15 protein-coding genes and 2 pseudogenes are annotated in these 15,114 nt (G+C 37.2%); 7 read left to right on the top strand and 10 right to left on the bottom strand.

Annotation, left to right across the window (positions count from 1 at the left end):
* Nucleotides 1-38: 38 nt before the first annotated feature.
* Nucleotides 39-593, bottom strand: a pseudogene (locus D5R40_RS07145) (CHAT domain-containing protein); the annotation flags it as partial.
* A 110-nt stretch (nucleotides 594-703) separates the two neighbouring features.
* Here D5R40_RS07145 and D5R40_RS42465 point away from each other — a divergent pair.
* Nucleotides 704-1,890 (top strand): annotated as a pseudogene (locus tag D5R40_RS42465) (IS630 family transposase).
* Here D5R40_RS42465 and D5R40_RS07130 read toward each other — a convergent pair.
* The 3 genes from D5R40_RS07130 to D5R40_RS07120 are packed head-to-tail and all read right to left on the bottom strand — an operon-like array spanning nucleotide 1,850 to nucleotide 2,818.
* Nucleotides 1,850-2,236 (bottom strand): hypothetical protein, encoded by a 387-nt coding sequence (locus D5R40_RS07130; protein ID WP_124154428.1) that lies wholly within the window; start codon nucleotides 2,234-2,236, stop codon nucleotides 1,850-1,852. The pseudogene D5R40_RS42465 and the gene D5R40_RS07130 sit on opposite strands and share 41 nt — an antisense overlap.
* Entirely contained in the window at nucleotides 2,233-2,475 is a 243-nt protein-coding gene (locus D5R40_RS07125; RefSeq protein WP_124144548.1) for a S1 family serine peptidase, read from the bottom strand. The genes D5R40_RS07130 and D5R40_RS07125 overlap by 4 nt, the downstream gene beginning before the upstream one ends.
* A 13-nt stretch (nucleotides 2,476-2,488) precedes the next feature.
* Nucleotides 2,489-2,818, bottom strand: coding sequence for a CU044_2847 family protein (locus tag D5R40_RS07120; protein WP_192901102.1), 330 nt, complete (start codon nucleotides 2,816-2,818; stop codon nucleotides 2,489-2,491).
* Nucleotides 2,819-3,033: 215 nt separating this feature from the next.
* Between D5R40_RS07120 and D5R40_RS07115 the strand changes: the two genes are divergently transcribed.
* Complete coding sequence (locus D5R40_RS07115; protein ID WP_205127334.1) at nucleotides 3,034-3,351, top strand: acyl-CoA dehydrogenase family protein; 318 nt, start codon at nucleotides 3,034-3,036, stop codon at nucleotides 3,349-3,351.
* A gap of 69 nt (nucleotides 3,352-3,420) precedes the next feature.
* Nucleotides 3,421-3,567 carry a hypothetical protein gene (locus D5R40_RS34775; RefSeq protein WP_161564467.1) on the top strand — a complete coding sequence of 49 codons (147 nt, stop codon included), beginning with the start codon at nucleotides 3,421-3,423 and terminating at the stop codon, nucleotides 3,565-3,567.
* 264 nt (nucleotides 3,568-3,831) lie between these two features.
* On the opposite strand, the gene D5R40_RS07110 is transcribed toward D5R40_RS34775, so the two are convergent.
* The 6 genes from D5R40_RS07110 to D5R40_RS39245 all read right to left on the bottom strand — a co-directional run bounded on the left by D5R40_RS07110 (nucleotide 3,832) and on the right by D5R40_RS39245 (nucleotide 10,131).
* The gene (locus tag D5R40_RS07110; protein WP_124144549.1) at nucleotides 3,832-5,631 is read right to left on the bottom strand and encodes a M61 family metallopeptidase; all 1,800 of its coding nucleotides are present in this window, start codon (nucleotides 5,629-5,631) and stop codon (nucleotides 3,832-3,834) included.
* Between the two features lie 146 nt (nucleotides 5,632-5,777).
* Nucleotides 5,778-6,461, bottom strand: coding sequence for a Crp/Fnr family transcriptional regulator (locus D5R40_RS07105; protein WP_124144584.1), 684 nt, complete (start codon nucleotides 6,459-6,461; stop codon nucleotides 5,778-5,780).
* 576 nt (nucleotides 6,462-7,037) lie between these two features.
* Entirely contained in the window at nucleotides 7,038-7,391 is a 354-nt protein-coding gene (locus D5R40_RS07100) for a DUF1257 domain-containing protein (RefSeq protein ID WP_124144550.1), read from the bottom strand.
* 175 nt (nucleotides 7,392-7,566) lie between these two features.
* Nucleotides 7,567-9,084, bottom strand: a complete 1,518-nt coding sequence (ycf46, locus tag D5R40_RS07095; RefSeq protein WP_124144551.1) for a stress-responsive protein Ycf46 — start codon at nucleotides 9,082-9,084, stop codon at nucleotides 7,567-7,569.
* A gap of 150 nt (nucleotides 9,085-9,234) precedes the next feature.
* Nucleotides 9,235-9,585 (bottom strand): slr0373 family blue light stress response protein, encoded by a 351-nt coding sequence (locus D5R40_RS07090; protein ID WP_124144552.1) that lies wholly within the window; start codon nucleotides 9,583-9,585, stop codon nucleotides 9,235-9,237.
* Between the two features lie 414 nt (nucleotides 9,586-9,999).
* Entirely contained in the window at nucleotides 10,000-10,131 is a 132-nt protein-coding gene (locus D5R40_RS39245) for a zinc ribbon domain-containing protein (RefSeq protein ID WP_338043168.1), read from the bottom strand.
* A 1,496-nt stretch (nucleotides 10,132-11,627) separates the two neighbouring features.
* Here D5R40_RS39245 and D5R40_RS40845 point away from each other — a divergent pair.
* The 4 genes from D5R40_RS40845 to D5R40_RS07065 all read left to right on the top strand — a co-directional run bounded on the left by D5R40_RS40845 (nucleotide 11,628) and on the right by D5R40_RS07065 (nucleotide 15,061).
* Nucleotides 11,628-11,750 (top strand): hypothetical protein, encoded by a 123-nt coding sequence (locus D5R40_RS40845; RefSeq protein ID WP_275670343.1) that lies wholly within the window; start codon nucleotides 11,628-11,630, stop codon nucleotides 11,748-11,750.
* A gap of 77 nt (nucleotides 11,751-11,827) precedes the next feature.
* Nucleotides 11,828-12,625: a COP23 domain-containing protein gene (locus D5R40_RS07075; protein ID WP_124154427.1), complete on the top strand. Its 798-nt coding sequence runs from the start codon at nucleotides 11,828-11,830 to the stop codon at nucleotides 12,623-12,625.
* A 61-nt stretch (nucleotides 12,626-12,686) separates the two neighbouring features.
* Nucleotides 12,687-13,535 (top strand): S1 family peptidase, encoded by an 849-nt coding sequence (locus tag D5R40_RS07070; protein ID WP_124154426.1) that lies wholly within the window; start codon nucleotides 12,687-12,689, stop codon nucleotides 13,533-13,535.
* 56 nt (nucleotides 13,536-13,591) lie between these two features.
* Nucleotides 13,592-15,061 (top strand): S1 family peptidase, encoded by a 1,470-nt coding sequence (locus tag D5R40_RS07065; RefSeq protein ID WP_124154425.1) that lies wholly within the window; start codon nucleotides 13,592-13,594, stop codon nucleotides 15,059-15,061.
* The last annotated feature ends 53 nt before the right edge of the window (nucleotides 15,062-15,114 follow it).

The following is a 15,114-nucleotide window of genomic DNA, read 5'->3' as shown; positions in this document are numbered from 1 at the left end:
GGTTAGGAGGTTTATAAACGCTCAAACTTAGTCAGGGATTACTTCTGACTTGCGCCTAGCGCTATCGGTGTCCCATCCCCGGAAAAGATGAAACTCGCCCAATAATAAGGATGTTGATATTCTCCCTCTTTCAACCAATTTCGCTGAATATCCAGTAACGCATCCCGGCGTCCTTTTCCTGCTTTTAATCCCTGATAATAAGCTACCATCAAGTCTTTTGTGGCATTATCTTCTACTTTCCACAGACTCATCATTTGACTTTCGCTGCCTGCAATAACGAAAGCACGACGTAATCCATAAATTCCTTCCCCCACGCTAATATCCCCTATTCCTGTATCGCAAGCGGATAATACTACTAATTGAGTGCCGACTAGATTTAAGAGGGTGGCTTCATAAGCAGTAAAAACTCCATCATCTCCTCCACTCTGTTGTTTTTCGACTCCGGCAAACACTAACCCAGAACGAAATAGGGGATTATCAAGATTGGTTGGGTTTTCTGATGTAGGTTTGGATAAAAAGAATCCATGAGTGGCAATATGGAGGAAGTCGGGATTTTTGACTTGCTTGAGGGCGTTTTCTGTCGCTTTGGTTTTGGTTAAAGTTAGAGCTTCTGGGAAGAGTTGATATCAAATCCGGTAGCATCGGTATAAAAAAATTAAACCTGATAAATTAAGGGATGAATAGTAAGAGTTGGGCGATCGCCATGCCGAGATTGTTAAAGCTAGAACCACACAAAAGTATCGAAGAGTTGGAAAAACTCTACCGACAAACTCAAGACCCAATAGAACGAACTAGATGGCAAATCCTCTGGTTGATAGCTAAAGGCCACAAAGTAGAAGAAGTGGCTGAGGTTACTGGATATCGGCGTGGTTCAATTTACAGAATTGTAGGGCGCTATAACCGATTAGGTATTGATGGATTAAAAGATCGTCGCCATCAACATCAGGGGCCGGAGACCTTACTCTCAGAAATAGACCAAGCTTTCCTATGGCAAGCACTACAAGAGCCACCGGTAGATGGAGGTTTATCATTTTCTTTGTGGGTTTAATACCCCACCGTCAACGGTCGTGTTCACGCATTACTTGGGGGGAGCGAATCCCCATGTAATTTTCCTCCTGTCTCCAGTATAGCTGTCTCCTGTCTCCTTCTTCAAGGAATGGACCCAAAGTAGCTCAGTGGATGAGCGAGCATCTGGAACGTCCTATTCATCCTCAAAGAGGGTGGGAATATCTACGTAGCTTTGAAATGCGTTTAAAAGTACCACGTCCAGCACATGACAAAGGGGAGATCACAGAGCAAGAACAGTGGAAAAAAAAACTCAACCAGAAAGTCCAAGAAGTAGGGCAAAAACACCCAGAGGCCACAGTTGAAGTCTGGGCAATGGATGAACATCGCTTAGGGTTAAAACCTATATGTAGAAGAGTCTGGGCTCAGTTGGGTAGTCATGCGATCGCCAATGTTAACTGGAAATACCAATGGCTATGGTTATACGGCTTTGTGAATCCAAATAATGGTGAAACTTACTACTGGATTTTACCAAAAGTTAATGTAGAGCTTTTTAACCGAGTTTTAGAAGACTTTGCACGAGAATTTCAGTTAGGAGAAGACAAACACATTATCTTAACCATTGACAGAGCTGGATGGCATACAAGTTCTGAGTTAAAGATTCCTTTGGGCTTGCACTTAGAGTATTTACCACCCTACTCGCCTGAATTACAACCAGCAGAAAGGTTATGGCCTCTAATTAATGAACCGATCGCAAATCGTTCATTTACCAGCCTCGAAGAGTTAGAAGAAATTCTGTTTGAGCGTTGTCAAGTTCTTTTAACACAGCAATTTGCAATCAAGGCTATAACCCAGTACCATTGGTGGCCGAAAATTCAGGTTTAATTACTCCGATGCTACCGGATTTGAGATCACCTAGAGTATAGTAAGCAATCCCTCTTCTTTGAATACCTAGTCTTCCCAGAATAGTTTCAAAAGTTGCTTCTACTCTATTAAGTGCTTGTAGTTGCTGATTAGCTATACCTGCAATGACTCCAGCAATTATTGCTCCAATAAAAGAGATAGCCAAAACACCAGAACCAAAACGAATCATGCGATTAGCTTTCTGATTAGCTTTAGCCAAGATACGATTCTTGTCTTCTGATGTCTCAAAAGCTACTTTAGCTTCTAGCTTTTCTCGTTCTTGACGTTTTTTTTCCTCTTTATCTCTATTCCGCTCTGTCAAACTCATTTGACTGCTTTCCAGCGAACAACCCTTGCCTTAAGAATGTTTCCCGATGCAACTAGGGGAACATCTAGATAAATTGCCCTATCTGGCAGATCTAGAGTATTTAGTTGTTTTCCCAGTGCTGCATTAACCACATGAGCGCAGGTGATAATGTGCCGATTAGACACTAGAAAACCTGCGCCAACAACGTTTTTGTTAGGTTGACGAATGCGAACGATTGCCGATGTCCATTGAAAAGTCATTGTTAACTACAAATCACTTCTTCCACTTCAAGGTAATTTCATAGTTGCCTTCCACATTTGTCGAGGCAATAATCGCTCCCATTTCTGCCGTCATCTTTAGCCCAAATTTTACCTCTACTTCATCAGGGGAGTCTTTTAGTTCCCGAACTTTGCCAATAATGTTGGTAGCAATAGGCTTAATTGTCTCCATTGCTTCAGCAAAGGAGGTTTGAGCTTGAGCAACAACTTTTTGGCCAGGATAGTTAGCAACCAGTTCCTCATCTACCTCGGAAACTGGTAACTCCTCTACTTCTACAAGAATAGACTTGTCACCATCTAAGGGAAATTTAATTAAGGGTTTCACAGTTTACCTCTGCTTCTAAATTGAAGTTCTAATTAAAAAAATTTTACTATTACTATTATGTACAACAAGCCACCCCTGGATTCCGGATATGTTCCTGGTATTTAGAATTTTTAGCAATACCCATTTCAGGCAAAAGATAGGCTACATAATTATCATATAGCTTTAGTGCTTTTGCTTTAGGATGTGCTTTAGCAGGTATAGATATTATGAAATAAATATCAAAAACGAAACTTCTTCCTTTTATCCCAGATGCAATTTATTCCTTACAAACTGAGGTTGATAAATGTCGAAATGCCATAGAAGAAGCCAATAAAAATCCTAATACTGATTTTGCCGAAAAACTCCACCTCAGAGCAACAGCTATTAATTTAGCCCAACGTTGTACTGCTGCTGCTGTTACTGTTTCTAGTGGCGCAGCTAATCACAAAAATCATGGAGCACAACGGGTTTATCGCGAGGCTTTAGTATACACAGTTTCAGGTCAAACTACAGATATTATGGAAGCTACTCTCAAATGTTATAGCAGGGAATAGGGAACAGGGAACAAGGAACGGGGGGAAAAACATTTCCCTGTCTGAGGTTCACCATCAGCACAAGTCCTAATGGTACTTAGGGTTTGCGCTCAAAAATCTTTTAGTAGGGGTAGGAGACAGGAGACAGGAGAAATGGGAATGAGCGAGGAGGTAGAAGTAAGAATTGTAAGAATGATTTTTCTGCCCAACTATGCGCCTAAAATACTAACTTTTTGAGCATTTTAGACTGAAACAGGCGCACTTTTTTCGACTCCAAAAAGGCACTTGTCTTTATATGTCAATGCTTTTAGATTTAATCAGCAACCCCTACTTAGACATTTTTTGGTAGGAAAAATGCTTCAAAGTCAGTCTAGACAAGGGAATTATTGTTTGGGTTGGCGATCGCCTCTTTCCCTAATCATAATAATCTGTAGGGACGTTGCATGCAACGTCCCTACCTGTTCCCTGTTCCCTATTCCCTGTTCCCTGTTCCCTGCTCTATTAAATAGAATCCAATGGCACTCCTAACCATTCTGCAAAATTTTCTAATTGTTTGAGTGTGGTGCTGCTCAATGATACCACTTGGTAATTACTAGGACTAGGAGCTGCTAAAGTTACCTTATGGGTCAGAAGTTGATCGTGATGAAAAACCGTTACTTCAATTGAATCTCCTGGTTGATAATCTTTGAGGCGATCGCTCAACTTATCAGCACTTACCCGAAAACCATCTATTGCCAATAACTCATCACCCGCATCCAATCCCGCTAACTGTGCTGGCCCTTGGGCTTCGACAAATTTAATTATTTCTTTGCCATTCTTAGTGACAACATTCATCCCTAAATTAGGCCATTTATTGTCTTCTCTCTTAAGTTGTAATCCAAAAGGCTTGAGATACTCGTCAAAAGGCAACTCATCTACACCATCAATATACCTCTCAAAGAAATCATCCAAATTTACTCCTGCTACTTCTTCAATTACACTTTTCAATTGTTCGGGAGTAAAGCCTATTTCTGGTTTACCAAACTGCTCCCACATTCGGCGCATTACATCATCTAGCGAGTATTGATTTTGATGTTTTTCCCTAATTAATAAATCGAGCAATAAAGATACCATCGCTCCTTTTAAATAATAAGAAATCTGGCAATTATTGCTATTAGCATCCCGACGATAAAGTTTAATCCAAGCATCCCAACTAGACTCACTTAGGGGTTGTACCTTTCGTCCTATTGTTGTTAGGAAAAGTGTAATTTCTTTCCCTAATCCTTGTAAGAAAGTTTGAACATCATAAACACCAGCTCTGAAAGGAATTAATAAGTCATAATAGCTAGTTGTACCCTCACAAAACCATAGAGAAGGAGTATAGTTTTCCTGTTCATAATTAAATACTTCTAGAGCTTTAGGTCGAATACGCTTAACATTCCATAAGTGAAAAAATTCATGGGCGACTAATTGCATAAAGCGATCGCGTTTTTCCTTACTCCTAAAACTGAATCTAGGATAATTTAAAGTACAGCTAAATTTATGCTCTAAACCACCAAACCCCTGTCCAGATATATGCAATAAAAATAGATATTTTTCATAAGGTAAACCACCAAAAAACTTGGCTTCTACATCAATAATTTTTTTAATATCTGGAATTAACTTTTCTGGTTCTGCATTACCTGTTCCCCAAATAGCTAACTGATGTGCTTTTCCTTGTACTTCAAATTGATATAATTGATGAGTACCTATTTCAAAAGGACTATCTACTAAAGTATCAAAATCTACTGCCTCAAATGTATTATCAGAACCTGGAATTTCTGGTAAAGAAGTCGCTACTTTCCAATCAGGTTTAGGTGGAATAATCTTTATCCAAATGGAATTTTTCTCAGCTCCAGGAATATCAAAAAATAAAGCTGCACCATTAAAATAACCATGTGTAGAGTCTAAATGATTAGTGCGTACCGTTAATTCATTTGCAAATATCCTGTACTGTACTATTACTTCAGAAGTTCCTGAAGTTTCTATTTGCCAATGATTTTTACTGAGCTTTTGCCAATCTAAAGAAGATTCATTTTCACTATAAGCACAAAAATCTTGTAAATGTTTAGCATATTCTCTAACTAAGTAAGACCCTGGTGTCCATACTGGCATCTTTAAATCCAGTTTTCCAGCTTTTTGAAATGAAGGAGATAGCTGTTCAAGTTGGACACACAAACTAACCTCAAACAGATGAGATTCTGGATGAGGCATAAATACTTGATATTGAATTGCTGGTTTTTTAATTGTGGGACTGAGGGATACTGTTCTAGCTTCAGTCATGGTTATTTATTTTTGATATTAACTATTTCCATTTGATTTTAGTATTATATATTTTCTGTTAATTCATCACATATTAATTAATATTATTTTTTAGACAAAACTTTTGATTAAGTTTTTAATGTTTAAAACATTATTATTTATCTAGTCTATTGACTTGCTAAATGCATTAAATGTTTGAGATTAAGTAAGTGAATTACCTGATGTTCTGTATATCTATTCATCCACCCCTTAGCCTGTAGTTTTTCCATGATTTTGCTAGTTTCTTCGATTGTTATATCTGTAACATCAGCTAAATCTTGGTCAGAAATATTAAATATTTCACAGGTTTTGTCTGTGGTCTGACCGTAATTTTCTACTAATTCAACTAATGTATTAGCCAGTTTGACTGCAGGGGGTCTATGACGCAGTTGATCACGAATATTTGTTTGCCTTAGACGCTTGACCATAAGTTGAAGCATTCGATGATGTAACTGAGGGTCTTTGAAGAGAGTTTGAATAAATCTTTGAGCTGAAATACTAATCAAACGTACTGGTGATAAGGCAACGACATCATTTGAGCGTGGTGACTCATCTAGAATAGCCATTTCTCCAAAAAAATCTCCTCTCCCTAGAATAGCAAGTGCAACTGAGTTGTCAGGGGACAATCTGCGTCTAACTTTGACCCAACCGGATACCACGAAGTAAACTGCATTACCCCAAGCATCCTCCATAAGGACGACTCTATTTGAGGGATATTCGTGTTTGACTGCAACTGAAAGTAGCCATTCCAAGGTTTCTGGGTTTGCTCCCTTAAACAGAGGAAAAACCTCGCTGAAAGCTTCTGTCTGCATGAAAATTACTGCTCTTTGTCGTATCTTGATATTGTTCAACTCTACAGCTATCATAACTGGAGTTTTTTAGTTAAGCCAAATTATGTTTTTATTCTTAATTATCTCAACTAAGTTTGATTAAATTAAAATAGTACTATCTTATCATTATTCTTTGCTTATTGCAAACTTAATTTAAATTGAATATTTAATATAGCCATTGAAGGAAAGGTTATACCATTTCTCAAAAACTTTTCAACCCGTATCTTGAGCAGGGGAGTGGGGGACCCACCCTTAACCACTCCCAGGAGGGGAATAGGGGGACAAGTAAATATAATAATAATTAATGCACTCCTAGGGTGCTAATGATCAAAAAGGTGATTATATTTGTGTTAATTACTGAATAATTGAAGTGCTACCTAAGTTAAGCATTAATGCATAGTAATTGGTATTAGGATAGGTCAAAAGCTTAAAATTCAGACAAAGCAATATTTTTCCTTCTTCCCTCTTCCTTTTTCCTTCTTCATTCTGCCAAAATAACTAAAAAAACGGGCTAACCCGATCTTGGTTAACCCGCAAACTTGGGAACGCGCAAATAGATTACTTCTGCACAACCAACTTGACATTAGCGTTTTGCAGACCGCGTTGCTTAACAGCAGCTAAAGTCTTGTTAACGGCATATTTCTGATTGATGGAGTTGATCAACTCAGTTTGATTGTGCTTTTTAGCAACACCCCACAAGTCAGCGATTAGGTCAAAAGAACCATCACTATTGGAAGACCAACCTAAATCATATTCACCTTCGAGAACAGCAACGATATCTGAACGTACACGTTGGCCATTGTAGCCACGAACATCAGCGTTAGTTTTAACTGTGATACCCAAGTCACGCAGAGAAGCTTTTAAGATTTCAGAGTCAGAGATCTTGGTACGCAGTGTGCTGAAGTGAGACATTCGAGTTTCCTCCTAAAATTTTAACTGAAAACAGAAACAACAACGGTTTTTATGAAAAATTACCACTGCTCATCATCGTTAAGTTGATATCGAGTCAAAGTGGTTTTTTTAGGCACTGCTAGTAACTCTATACAGATTACTAGCCTTTACTCCTGTTTGGACCAGGAGAAAGCTTTTAGAACTCCAGTCTTTGATACTCGGCGACTGAAGCTGCAGCAGGCCGCGCACGTTGTCTTGCCCAATCTCGTAGTGCAGTCACCTGCTCTGTCATGGTTTTCGACAACGGTAGTGTAGCTTTAATCGCGGCAATAATATCTAGCTGTGTAAATTCTCTATCTTGAGCAAATGCCTCATACATAGCAGCGATTATGGCTTGCTCTATTTCTGCACCTGAAAAGCCTTCGGAAACATTAGATAATTGATCGAGATCGAAGCGTTCAATTTCTCGACGTCTTTTTGCTAGGTGAATCTTGAAGATATCTTGACGTTCCTGTTTGTTTGGTAAATCTACAAAGAAAATTTCATCAAATCTACCTTTACGCAAAAACTCTCCCGGTAAACGTTCTACTCGGTTGGCAGTTGCCATCACAAATACTGGGGAAGTTTTTTCTTGCATCCAAGTCAGGAATGAACCGAATATTCTACTTGAAGTACCTCCATCAGAGTCAGCTGAACCAGTACTACCAGCAAAAGCTTTATCTAACTCATCTATAAATAGTATAGCTGGTGATATTGACTCGGCTGTTTTAAGAGCATTTCGTAAATTAGCTTCAGAACGTCCTACCATTGAACCATCGTAGACTCGTCCCATATCCAAGCGCAATAATGGTAAACCCCACAGGCGAGATGTAGTCTTTGCTATTAAAGATTTTCCACATCCAGGTATTCCCAAGATTAACATACCTTTTGGCTGAGGTAGGCCATATTCTCTAGCTCTCTCTGTGAAAGCATCAGAACGTTGTCTTAACCAGTGTTTAAGTTCCTCTAGCCCACCTACAGCATTAATAGTTTCATCCTCTTCGATGTACTCTAATATGCCGTTACGCTTGATTAGCTGCTTTTTCTCAGACAGTACAATCTCAACCTCTTGTTCAGTTAGACGTCCTGCTGTTACTTGAGCTTTGCGATATACCTTTTCAGCCTCATCTTTTGTAAGACCTAAAGCTGCTTTGAGGAGCTTTTCCCTTGTCTCTGTGGAAATGTTACGCTTCCCTAGATATTGTGAGAGGACTTGATTCAACTCCTTCATATCTGGTAGTGGAAAATCAAGTACAACTACCTCCTTTTCTAGTTCTATCGGAACATTCTGCACTGGGGACATCAATATAATTGTCTTATTTGTGCCCTTGAAACTAGCGATCGCATCTCTTAACCACCTAGTAACTGGCGGTGAGTCAATAAACGGATGTAAGTCTTTGAATATATATATTCCAGCGTTGTTGCTAGTATCTCGCTGTCTGATTACCCACTCTATAGCTGCCTCTGGTGAGACTGTATTATGCTGAGTGGTATTTTTGCTTTGACTATACTCTACTATTCCGTGAGTTACTGTCCAAACAAATACTTTTTTCTGAGACTGGGGCTTCAGTTGAGCTATAGCTGCAATTGCCTGCTCTGACCGCTCTTCCTCGGATGTTACGAGGTAGATCAGAGGATATTGAGCTTGGATTAGAATCTTAATTTCTTCTTTCATAGTCCTCGATCCAATAGAAACGGTACAATAGATTACGGCTTAATTGAGTTTATGCTTGCTACCCTTAGCAGTATGATGAGCAATTATTTAGAGGTTTAACTGTCATCTCTACTACTTTGTAGTCATCAGATGTAGTCATTTCTACATTCATTAGCAGGGAACTAACTCTTGCTCTCCCGGTTGAGCTTTAGATTTTTCTGTTTCCGGGGTTTCATGTACTGGAATATTTTGGTCTGCCAATACACTTGGCTGATTTTTCAGGGATGCCAGTTCTCCTTCTCGCATTACAACTGAACTCGTACACTCTGGACAAGTGTATACCCGGTGGGTTTGTCCATACATTGAACTTAGTTCATCCACTACTTCTGGGTTTTCCAGATAGAAAAGGATAGCTCTTTCTGCTATTGATGACATTGGTTCCGAGTCAACTGCTGCTCTGATTTTGAGCTTGCGATGCAGTTCTGGTTGGATGTATAACGTAACTTTTTGCTTGTCTTGCATATGACAGTCAACTTGTTTACCCGGGTATGTATATTACATTAACTATTCTTCTAGGGAATGTCAAGCAGTTAAACCGTTTTGACTCTAATATTGTAACATATATTTACATTTTATCAAAAGTAATTTACTGATAAAAAAAGCTAGACTCTACTTTGCATAAGACTTACAGCCTTATATAGGCTATCAAATGTTTTGCTTTTTTGACTAAATAATTTAAACAAGAATCGAAATTAGATTACATATAGCAGGGGACAGGGAACGGACAAGAGTGGGGAAAAGTACTTCCCTGTCTAAGGTTCATCATCAGTCTGTGTCCTAACCAACTCGTTCCTTGCTATCTGAATTTGGATTAATTCCTAACATACATTCTGCAAAACAGTAAAAATAATTTATATTTTTTAATATTTTTCATGGTTAAGCGGACTGGATGTTAAACAGAGGTAATTTTTCTACTATGTGCCCACAATCAGAACAAAGCTTAGAACTGGAAAAGAATCGATCAATCTTGATTAATTTCCGTCCATACCATTCCGCTTTAGAGCTGATTTGTAAACTTAGCTAAAACCCTTATGTAATCTGACTCTCAGGGATTTATTTTTGTTTGGTTATCACTTCCAAAACCCTTGTATTGCAAGGGATTTAGCCTCTTAATATTCACTTGATAAATCAGCTCTTATACTCTAATTGTCTAACTAACTCGGACTAGTTGGCATCACTCCCACCCCTCTTGCTCCCCTACCGGGAGCAGGGCTAATTCTTTGTCGTCAGAGAATATTTATATGGATATGAAATATAGCAATGTGCGCTGGTATATTTACAAATTGCAGGAGGTGTCCAATAGCTAAAAGTCTTATATTATCAGCTTTTTATTCCCCCAAATGAGCTGTTGCCTGCGCGCAGCGCTATAATTAAAACTCACATTCCGCACTTCAATTTGTAACATTAAAAGTAGTAGAAGAATCCGTAACTTGGTAAGTATTTATACTATATAGCTCCTACATTATGACCTTTCTCAGCAGTCAGATTCTCAGGAAAATATTAAGTATAAATACTCAATTACTTACTCCTATTGACCACTATAATTGTCTCCTGTCTCCTATCTCCTATTTTATATACTACAAAAGTAGTATAAATGTAGGTTTCATTGTGCAAATATAAGAATCTCCCCATCTCCCCACACTTCCCACACTCCCTATCAATTATTCTATAGCGTGACAATAAATTAACCCTGTTTCCCGGGAGGGGATGGGGGTTGGTTATGATTCTTGACCATATTCTTTACTGCTAAATCCTCAACCACAACAGTTTGATTTTCTCTGATTAGTTGTAGGGAAGCCGTCGGATTGGCGACTTATGTTAGGTTGTGTGTATAGTCAAGCCTTGAATCTTTAATTTTGACGTGGATCTTTGCTATTTTAAGTCTGGCTTTTCGATCAAAAATTAATATCAGAAGAATTTAGTTAGCTATTTGCTATATTTAGTTTATGGGGTATTGCTGCAAACAATATCCTTAGTTAATCCCTAAATCCTTACTCCTATTCCTGCCTAGCGCTTAGGCAAATGGGGTATATTTGAGTTTTTTTTTGATGAATCAATACCTGTTATCTCTAGCTTGTGCAGGTTAGTAACCTATCAATTACTAGCAATAATATTAACAGCACAAGCTCAAATAGGCACTAACTATATATATCTAAGCCTAATATCATAGTAGTTCAAGAAAATAAACCTAAAAAGGCTCAAACGAGTATTTCTACTCACTCTCCTAATAGTCAAACTACAGGTTATAGTCCTCGTGCTATTAGATACCGATTTGAATGTAACTCAAATAATCAAACAGTTTTAGCTATTTATCAAGCACGACGAGACCGTAGAGGGAATATATTATCTTTGTGGAAAAAATTTACCGAACCAGAGGGAGGTTGTAATCAAAATAATGTTCTGTGGACTCTGAGACATGACAATCAAAATTCCAATGGTTCAAATTATTCGACATTCGACAATTACTGAGCACACTTCGAGGTAAAGCGAGCAGTAGCATAATTATGGAAAGTCAAAATGATGAAGAAATAGAAGCATCTTCAGAAGTTAACATGGAAAATATAATTGATGCCATTATTGAAGAACAAAGCGAAAAATTTGATGAGGAATACGAATTTCCTGAATAATAGAACAGAGAAAGGAAGGATGAAACAAACAGCAAACTTAAAGTTTTTGCTGAACCATAAGCTAGGAAATATTAATTATGGAACACCGAAAAATATTACCTATGGTCTGTGCAGTAGCGATCGCTGCTCAACTCTTAGTTATCAAAGTACAGTCCAGTTTTGCCCAACTCACAAACTCAAATACTACAGTTACTCAACTTAGTACATCTGATGACGAACCAGATAATAATCCCACTCCTTCAGTCAACCCTAAAAAGATACGTTACAGTCGCCGTTACGCATACAAATATAAGTTTGATTGTACACCAGAAAATCAAACTGCGCTAGTCATATATCAAGCACGTCGTAGTCGTCAGGGTGAAATAGTTACATCCTGGAAGGAAGCGACTAAAAGACCTCTAATTCAATGGACAAAGGGAGGTTCCGTAGAATTTGGTGACAAGTATACTCCGGAAGCTCGTTGTCAGGCAGTTACAGATAGATTTAATCAGCATTTTATACAGGGAGAAAAACCAAAGATGCCTCCTTTAAGTGAAGGAGTTGTTAATGGTATGGCTGTAGTTTGTGCTGCTAAAGCAGGAGGTTGTAACTCTAGTAATTTGTTGTGGACTCTCAGAAATAATAATAGAGCTACTAACGGTAAAATTCTGATGAATTTAGTAAGTTCTCTCAGAGGTAATGCTAGTGCTTCGTTAATAATTGAAAGTAGCGATGTTGTGGAAAATAAAAGCCTTGAATGGGTTGAAAAATTGTCAGTTATTGATGGGTTGAAAGCATCATCAGTAAATCAGGAAAAAATGCTGGAGGTGGATATGGAAAAGTTGATTTTTCAAGTTATAGAAGAACAAAAAAAAATGGAAAATCAGGAGTTTTAAGGCTGGAAATGAGAATTGTTAAACAAAAATTTTAGGGATAAAGAAACTCCCACTAACTCAAATGAAACAATTGATAAGTTTAATGGCAATAATTCCTACTTTTTGGGAACTTTGCCTTTCTCAGGTAGCATCAAACTCTGAAGAAGTTAATCTCCCGCAAATTCAGGCAGTTTCTGTTTCTACTATTAAGTATAATCCAACTGTGGAGGCGATCGCTAGACCTCTGACTGTTAGATTGATCGGGAAAAATATTGCTGGCTCAGGAGTGATTATTTCTCGGAAAGGTAGCGAGTATTTTGTTCTAACTTGCGCTCATGTACTTGATTCAAATCAAGAAAATAAATTTGCAGTTTTAACTGTAGATGGAAAAGAATATACTGCTCATAAAGATACTAGATTTAATTTTAGAGAACTGGATTTGGCAATAGTTAAATTTTCCACAAATAATGAGTATAAAGTTGCTGTTGTCAATGCTAATTTTAACTTAAGTTTAGGAGAACAAGTTTATGTGGCTGGATTTCCTAACTATGAAAGGAAGGCAGTAAATTTAGTTACTACTGTAGATTTAGGAATTAAACCATATAATTTGACTAAGGGTAAGGTTATTCATCTACTTAATTTATCCTTGGAGAGAGGTTATAAAATTGGCATGAGTAATGAGATTGAAATTGGGATGAGTGGGGGACCAGTTTTGAATCAAAATGGTGAGTTAGTTGGGATTATTGGTCGGGCAAAATATGCTTTTGGTGGCTTTGATGCTTATCGATTTTCTGATGGTAGTCAACCATCAGAAGAGCTACTTGATGAATTCCTGAGTGCTAGCTGGGCAATTCCTATTGCTAAGTTGAATCAACGGGATGATTTTGCAGAGATAGTAAAGACAAATATTAGTGATTTGTCTGGTGATTAAAATTAGTTATTTGAGATTTTTTTTGACACAAAAATTTGGAATAGGTGTGAAAAAATATGATAAAAAAAAGACATATATTTACTGCCTCTATGACTGTAATTATTCTCAGTATTGGTAAGGGAGTAGATGCAGTTCCTAGAAAATTAACAGTAGAAGAAATTAACTCCATAGCTAAACAAACTACTGTTCTAATTGCCCCCAGGTTAAGTGAACGTGAAAAAGATGATTTATTAAAAAGAAAACCTGTAGCTAGATGGACAGTAGGTTCAGGAGTAATTATTGCTAAACAAAATAAAACATACTATATTTTGACAGTAACTCATAACTTTAGTCAGGAACAAGTAAGTCAAGATGCACATTATGGCATACTAACAAGTGACAAAAAAGTTCATCAAGTTACAAAAATCAACGATGGTAGAGAATGTACTAATAGATTCTTAGAAGCAATAAAAAATAAAAAAGTAGAAACCGCTTTAGTAAGATTTGGTTGTTTTAACAATCAAGAAATAAATGGCTATGATTTAGCAATAGTTAGTTTTGAAAGTAAAAAAAACTATCCTGTTGTGACCTTAGGAGATGCTAGTAAATTACAAGAAGAAGATATTGTTTATATTTCTGGTTGGCCGAAAATTGAAGCGGAACCGAAGCTAAAACTTGATGGAACTATGCAATTAGATTCCCAAGGAAAAATAATTTGTAAAGATCCTGCACCTGAAAGGCAAAGACACCTAGCATGGGGACCATTAAAAGCTTCTATTCCTGTTACTGAAAAGGATAATGGTTATAGCTTATATTATACAGATTATACTCGTCCAGGGATGAGTGGTGGTCCTGTGTTTAATAGTGGCGGAGAGCTAGTTGGAATTCACGGACGAGGCTCGACAAATAAACCTATTTGCGGACAAATATATGAACCAATATCTAATAATAATTCTACTTCAAAAAATAAATTTGAGGCAGGAAATAATTCAGACCCTTTTAACGTGTTTGAGTCTGAAAATACTAGGTTGAAAAATGAAGATCAGAAGAAGCAAGATGATTTCCTAGGATATCCAGAATTTCAATCTCAAAATAACTTAGAGAATAACTCAAATAAAAATCAAAATAATTCTACATTAGACTTGGATTATACTTCAAAATCAATTTATGATTTACAGAAAATGTATAGTAGTGCCCAAAATGTTAATTATTCTCGAAAGTTGATTCAGGAGATAGAAATGAATTTATCTTTTAAATTAGAGGCTCCTTCACAAAGGATAATTCAATCAGAAATAACAAAAATTCCTCAAATTAAGATTCCTGGTGTAAGTAGCCAAATCGAAAATTCTATGTCGAGAAATTCAGATATAACAATATTAGAAAATCCTGAATTGATAACTCCAAATCAAACACCTGAATTGATCGATCCAAATCAAACAAAAGAGGGCGGGTTTGAAGACCCTAATGATAAGATAGACAATATATATGAAATTTTTAATTTTGATCTAGAAACTCGTATTCGGGATAAAAAACCAGATCTATTATAGGTAATTGAAACATCATAAAATATAAAGTAGGTTTAATGAAAAAAATTATGTAA

This window comes from Okeania hirsuta (genome assembly GCF_003838195.1).
GTDB classification, from domain to species: domain Bacteria; phylum Cyanobacteriota; class Cyanobacteriia; order Cyanobacteriales; family Microcoleaceae; genus Okeania; species Okeania hirsuta.
This window is presented reverse-complemented; position numbering and strand designations above follow the sequence as displayed.

Excerpts from the sequence above, each read along its gene's own strand:
- D5R40_RS07130 (WP_124154428.1), bottom strand. The coding sequence starts at position 2,236 with ATGAGTTTGACAGAGCGGAATAGAGATAAAGAGGAAAAAAAACGTCAA.
- D5R40_RS07125 (WP_124144548.1), bottom strand. The coding sequence starts at position 2,475 with ATGACTTTTCAATGGACATCGGCAATCGTTCGCATTCGTCAACCTAAC.
- D5R40_RS34775 (WP_161564467.1), top strand. The coding sequence starts at position 3,421 with ATGGTACTTAGGGTTTGCGCTCAAAAATCTTTTAGTAGGGGTAGGAGA.
- D5R40_RS07110 (WP_124144549.1), bottom strand. The coding sequence starts at position 5,631 with ATGACTGAAGCTAGAACAGTATCCCTCAGTCCCACAATTAAAAAACCA.
- D5R40_RS07105 (WP_124144584.1), bottom strand. The coding sequence starts at position 6,461 with ATGCAGACAGAAGCTTTCAGCGAGGTTTTTCCTCTGTTTAAGGGAGCA.
- D5R40_RS07100 (WP_124144550.1), bottom strand. The coding sequence starts at position 7,391 with ATGTCTCACTTCAGCACACTGCGTACCAAGATCTCTGACTCTGAAATC.
- ycf46 (WP_124144551.1), bottom strand. The coding sequence starts at position 9,084 with ATGAAAGAAGAAATTAAGATTCTAATCCAAGCTCAATATCCTCTGATC.
- D5R40_RS07090 (WP_124144552.1), bottom strand. The coding sequence starts at position 9,585 with ATGCAAGACAAGCAAAAAGTTACGTTATACATCCAACCAGAACTGCAT.
- D5R40_RS40845 (WP_275670343.1), top strand. The coding sequence starts at position 11,628 with ATGGAAAGTCAAAATGATGAAGAAATAGAAGCATCTTCAGAAGTTAAC.
- D5R40_RS07075 (WP_124154427.1), top strand. The coding sequence starts at position 11,828 with ATGGAACACCGAAAAATATTACCTATGGTCTGTGCAGTAGCGATCGCT.
- D5R40_RS07070 (WP_124154426.1), top strand. The coding sequence starts at position 12,687 with ATGAAACAATTGATAAGTTTAATGGCAATAATTCCTACTTTTTGGGAA.
- D5R40_RS07065 (WP_124154425.1), top strand. The coding sequence starts at position 13,592 with ATGATAAAAAAAAGACATATATTTACTGCCTCTATGACTGTAATTATT.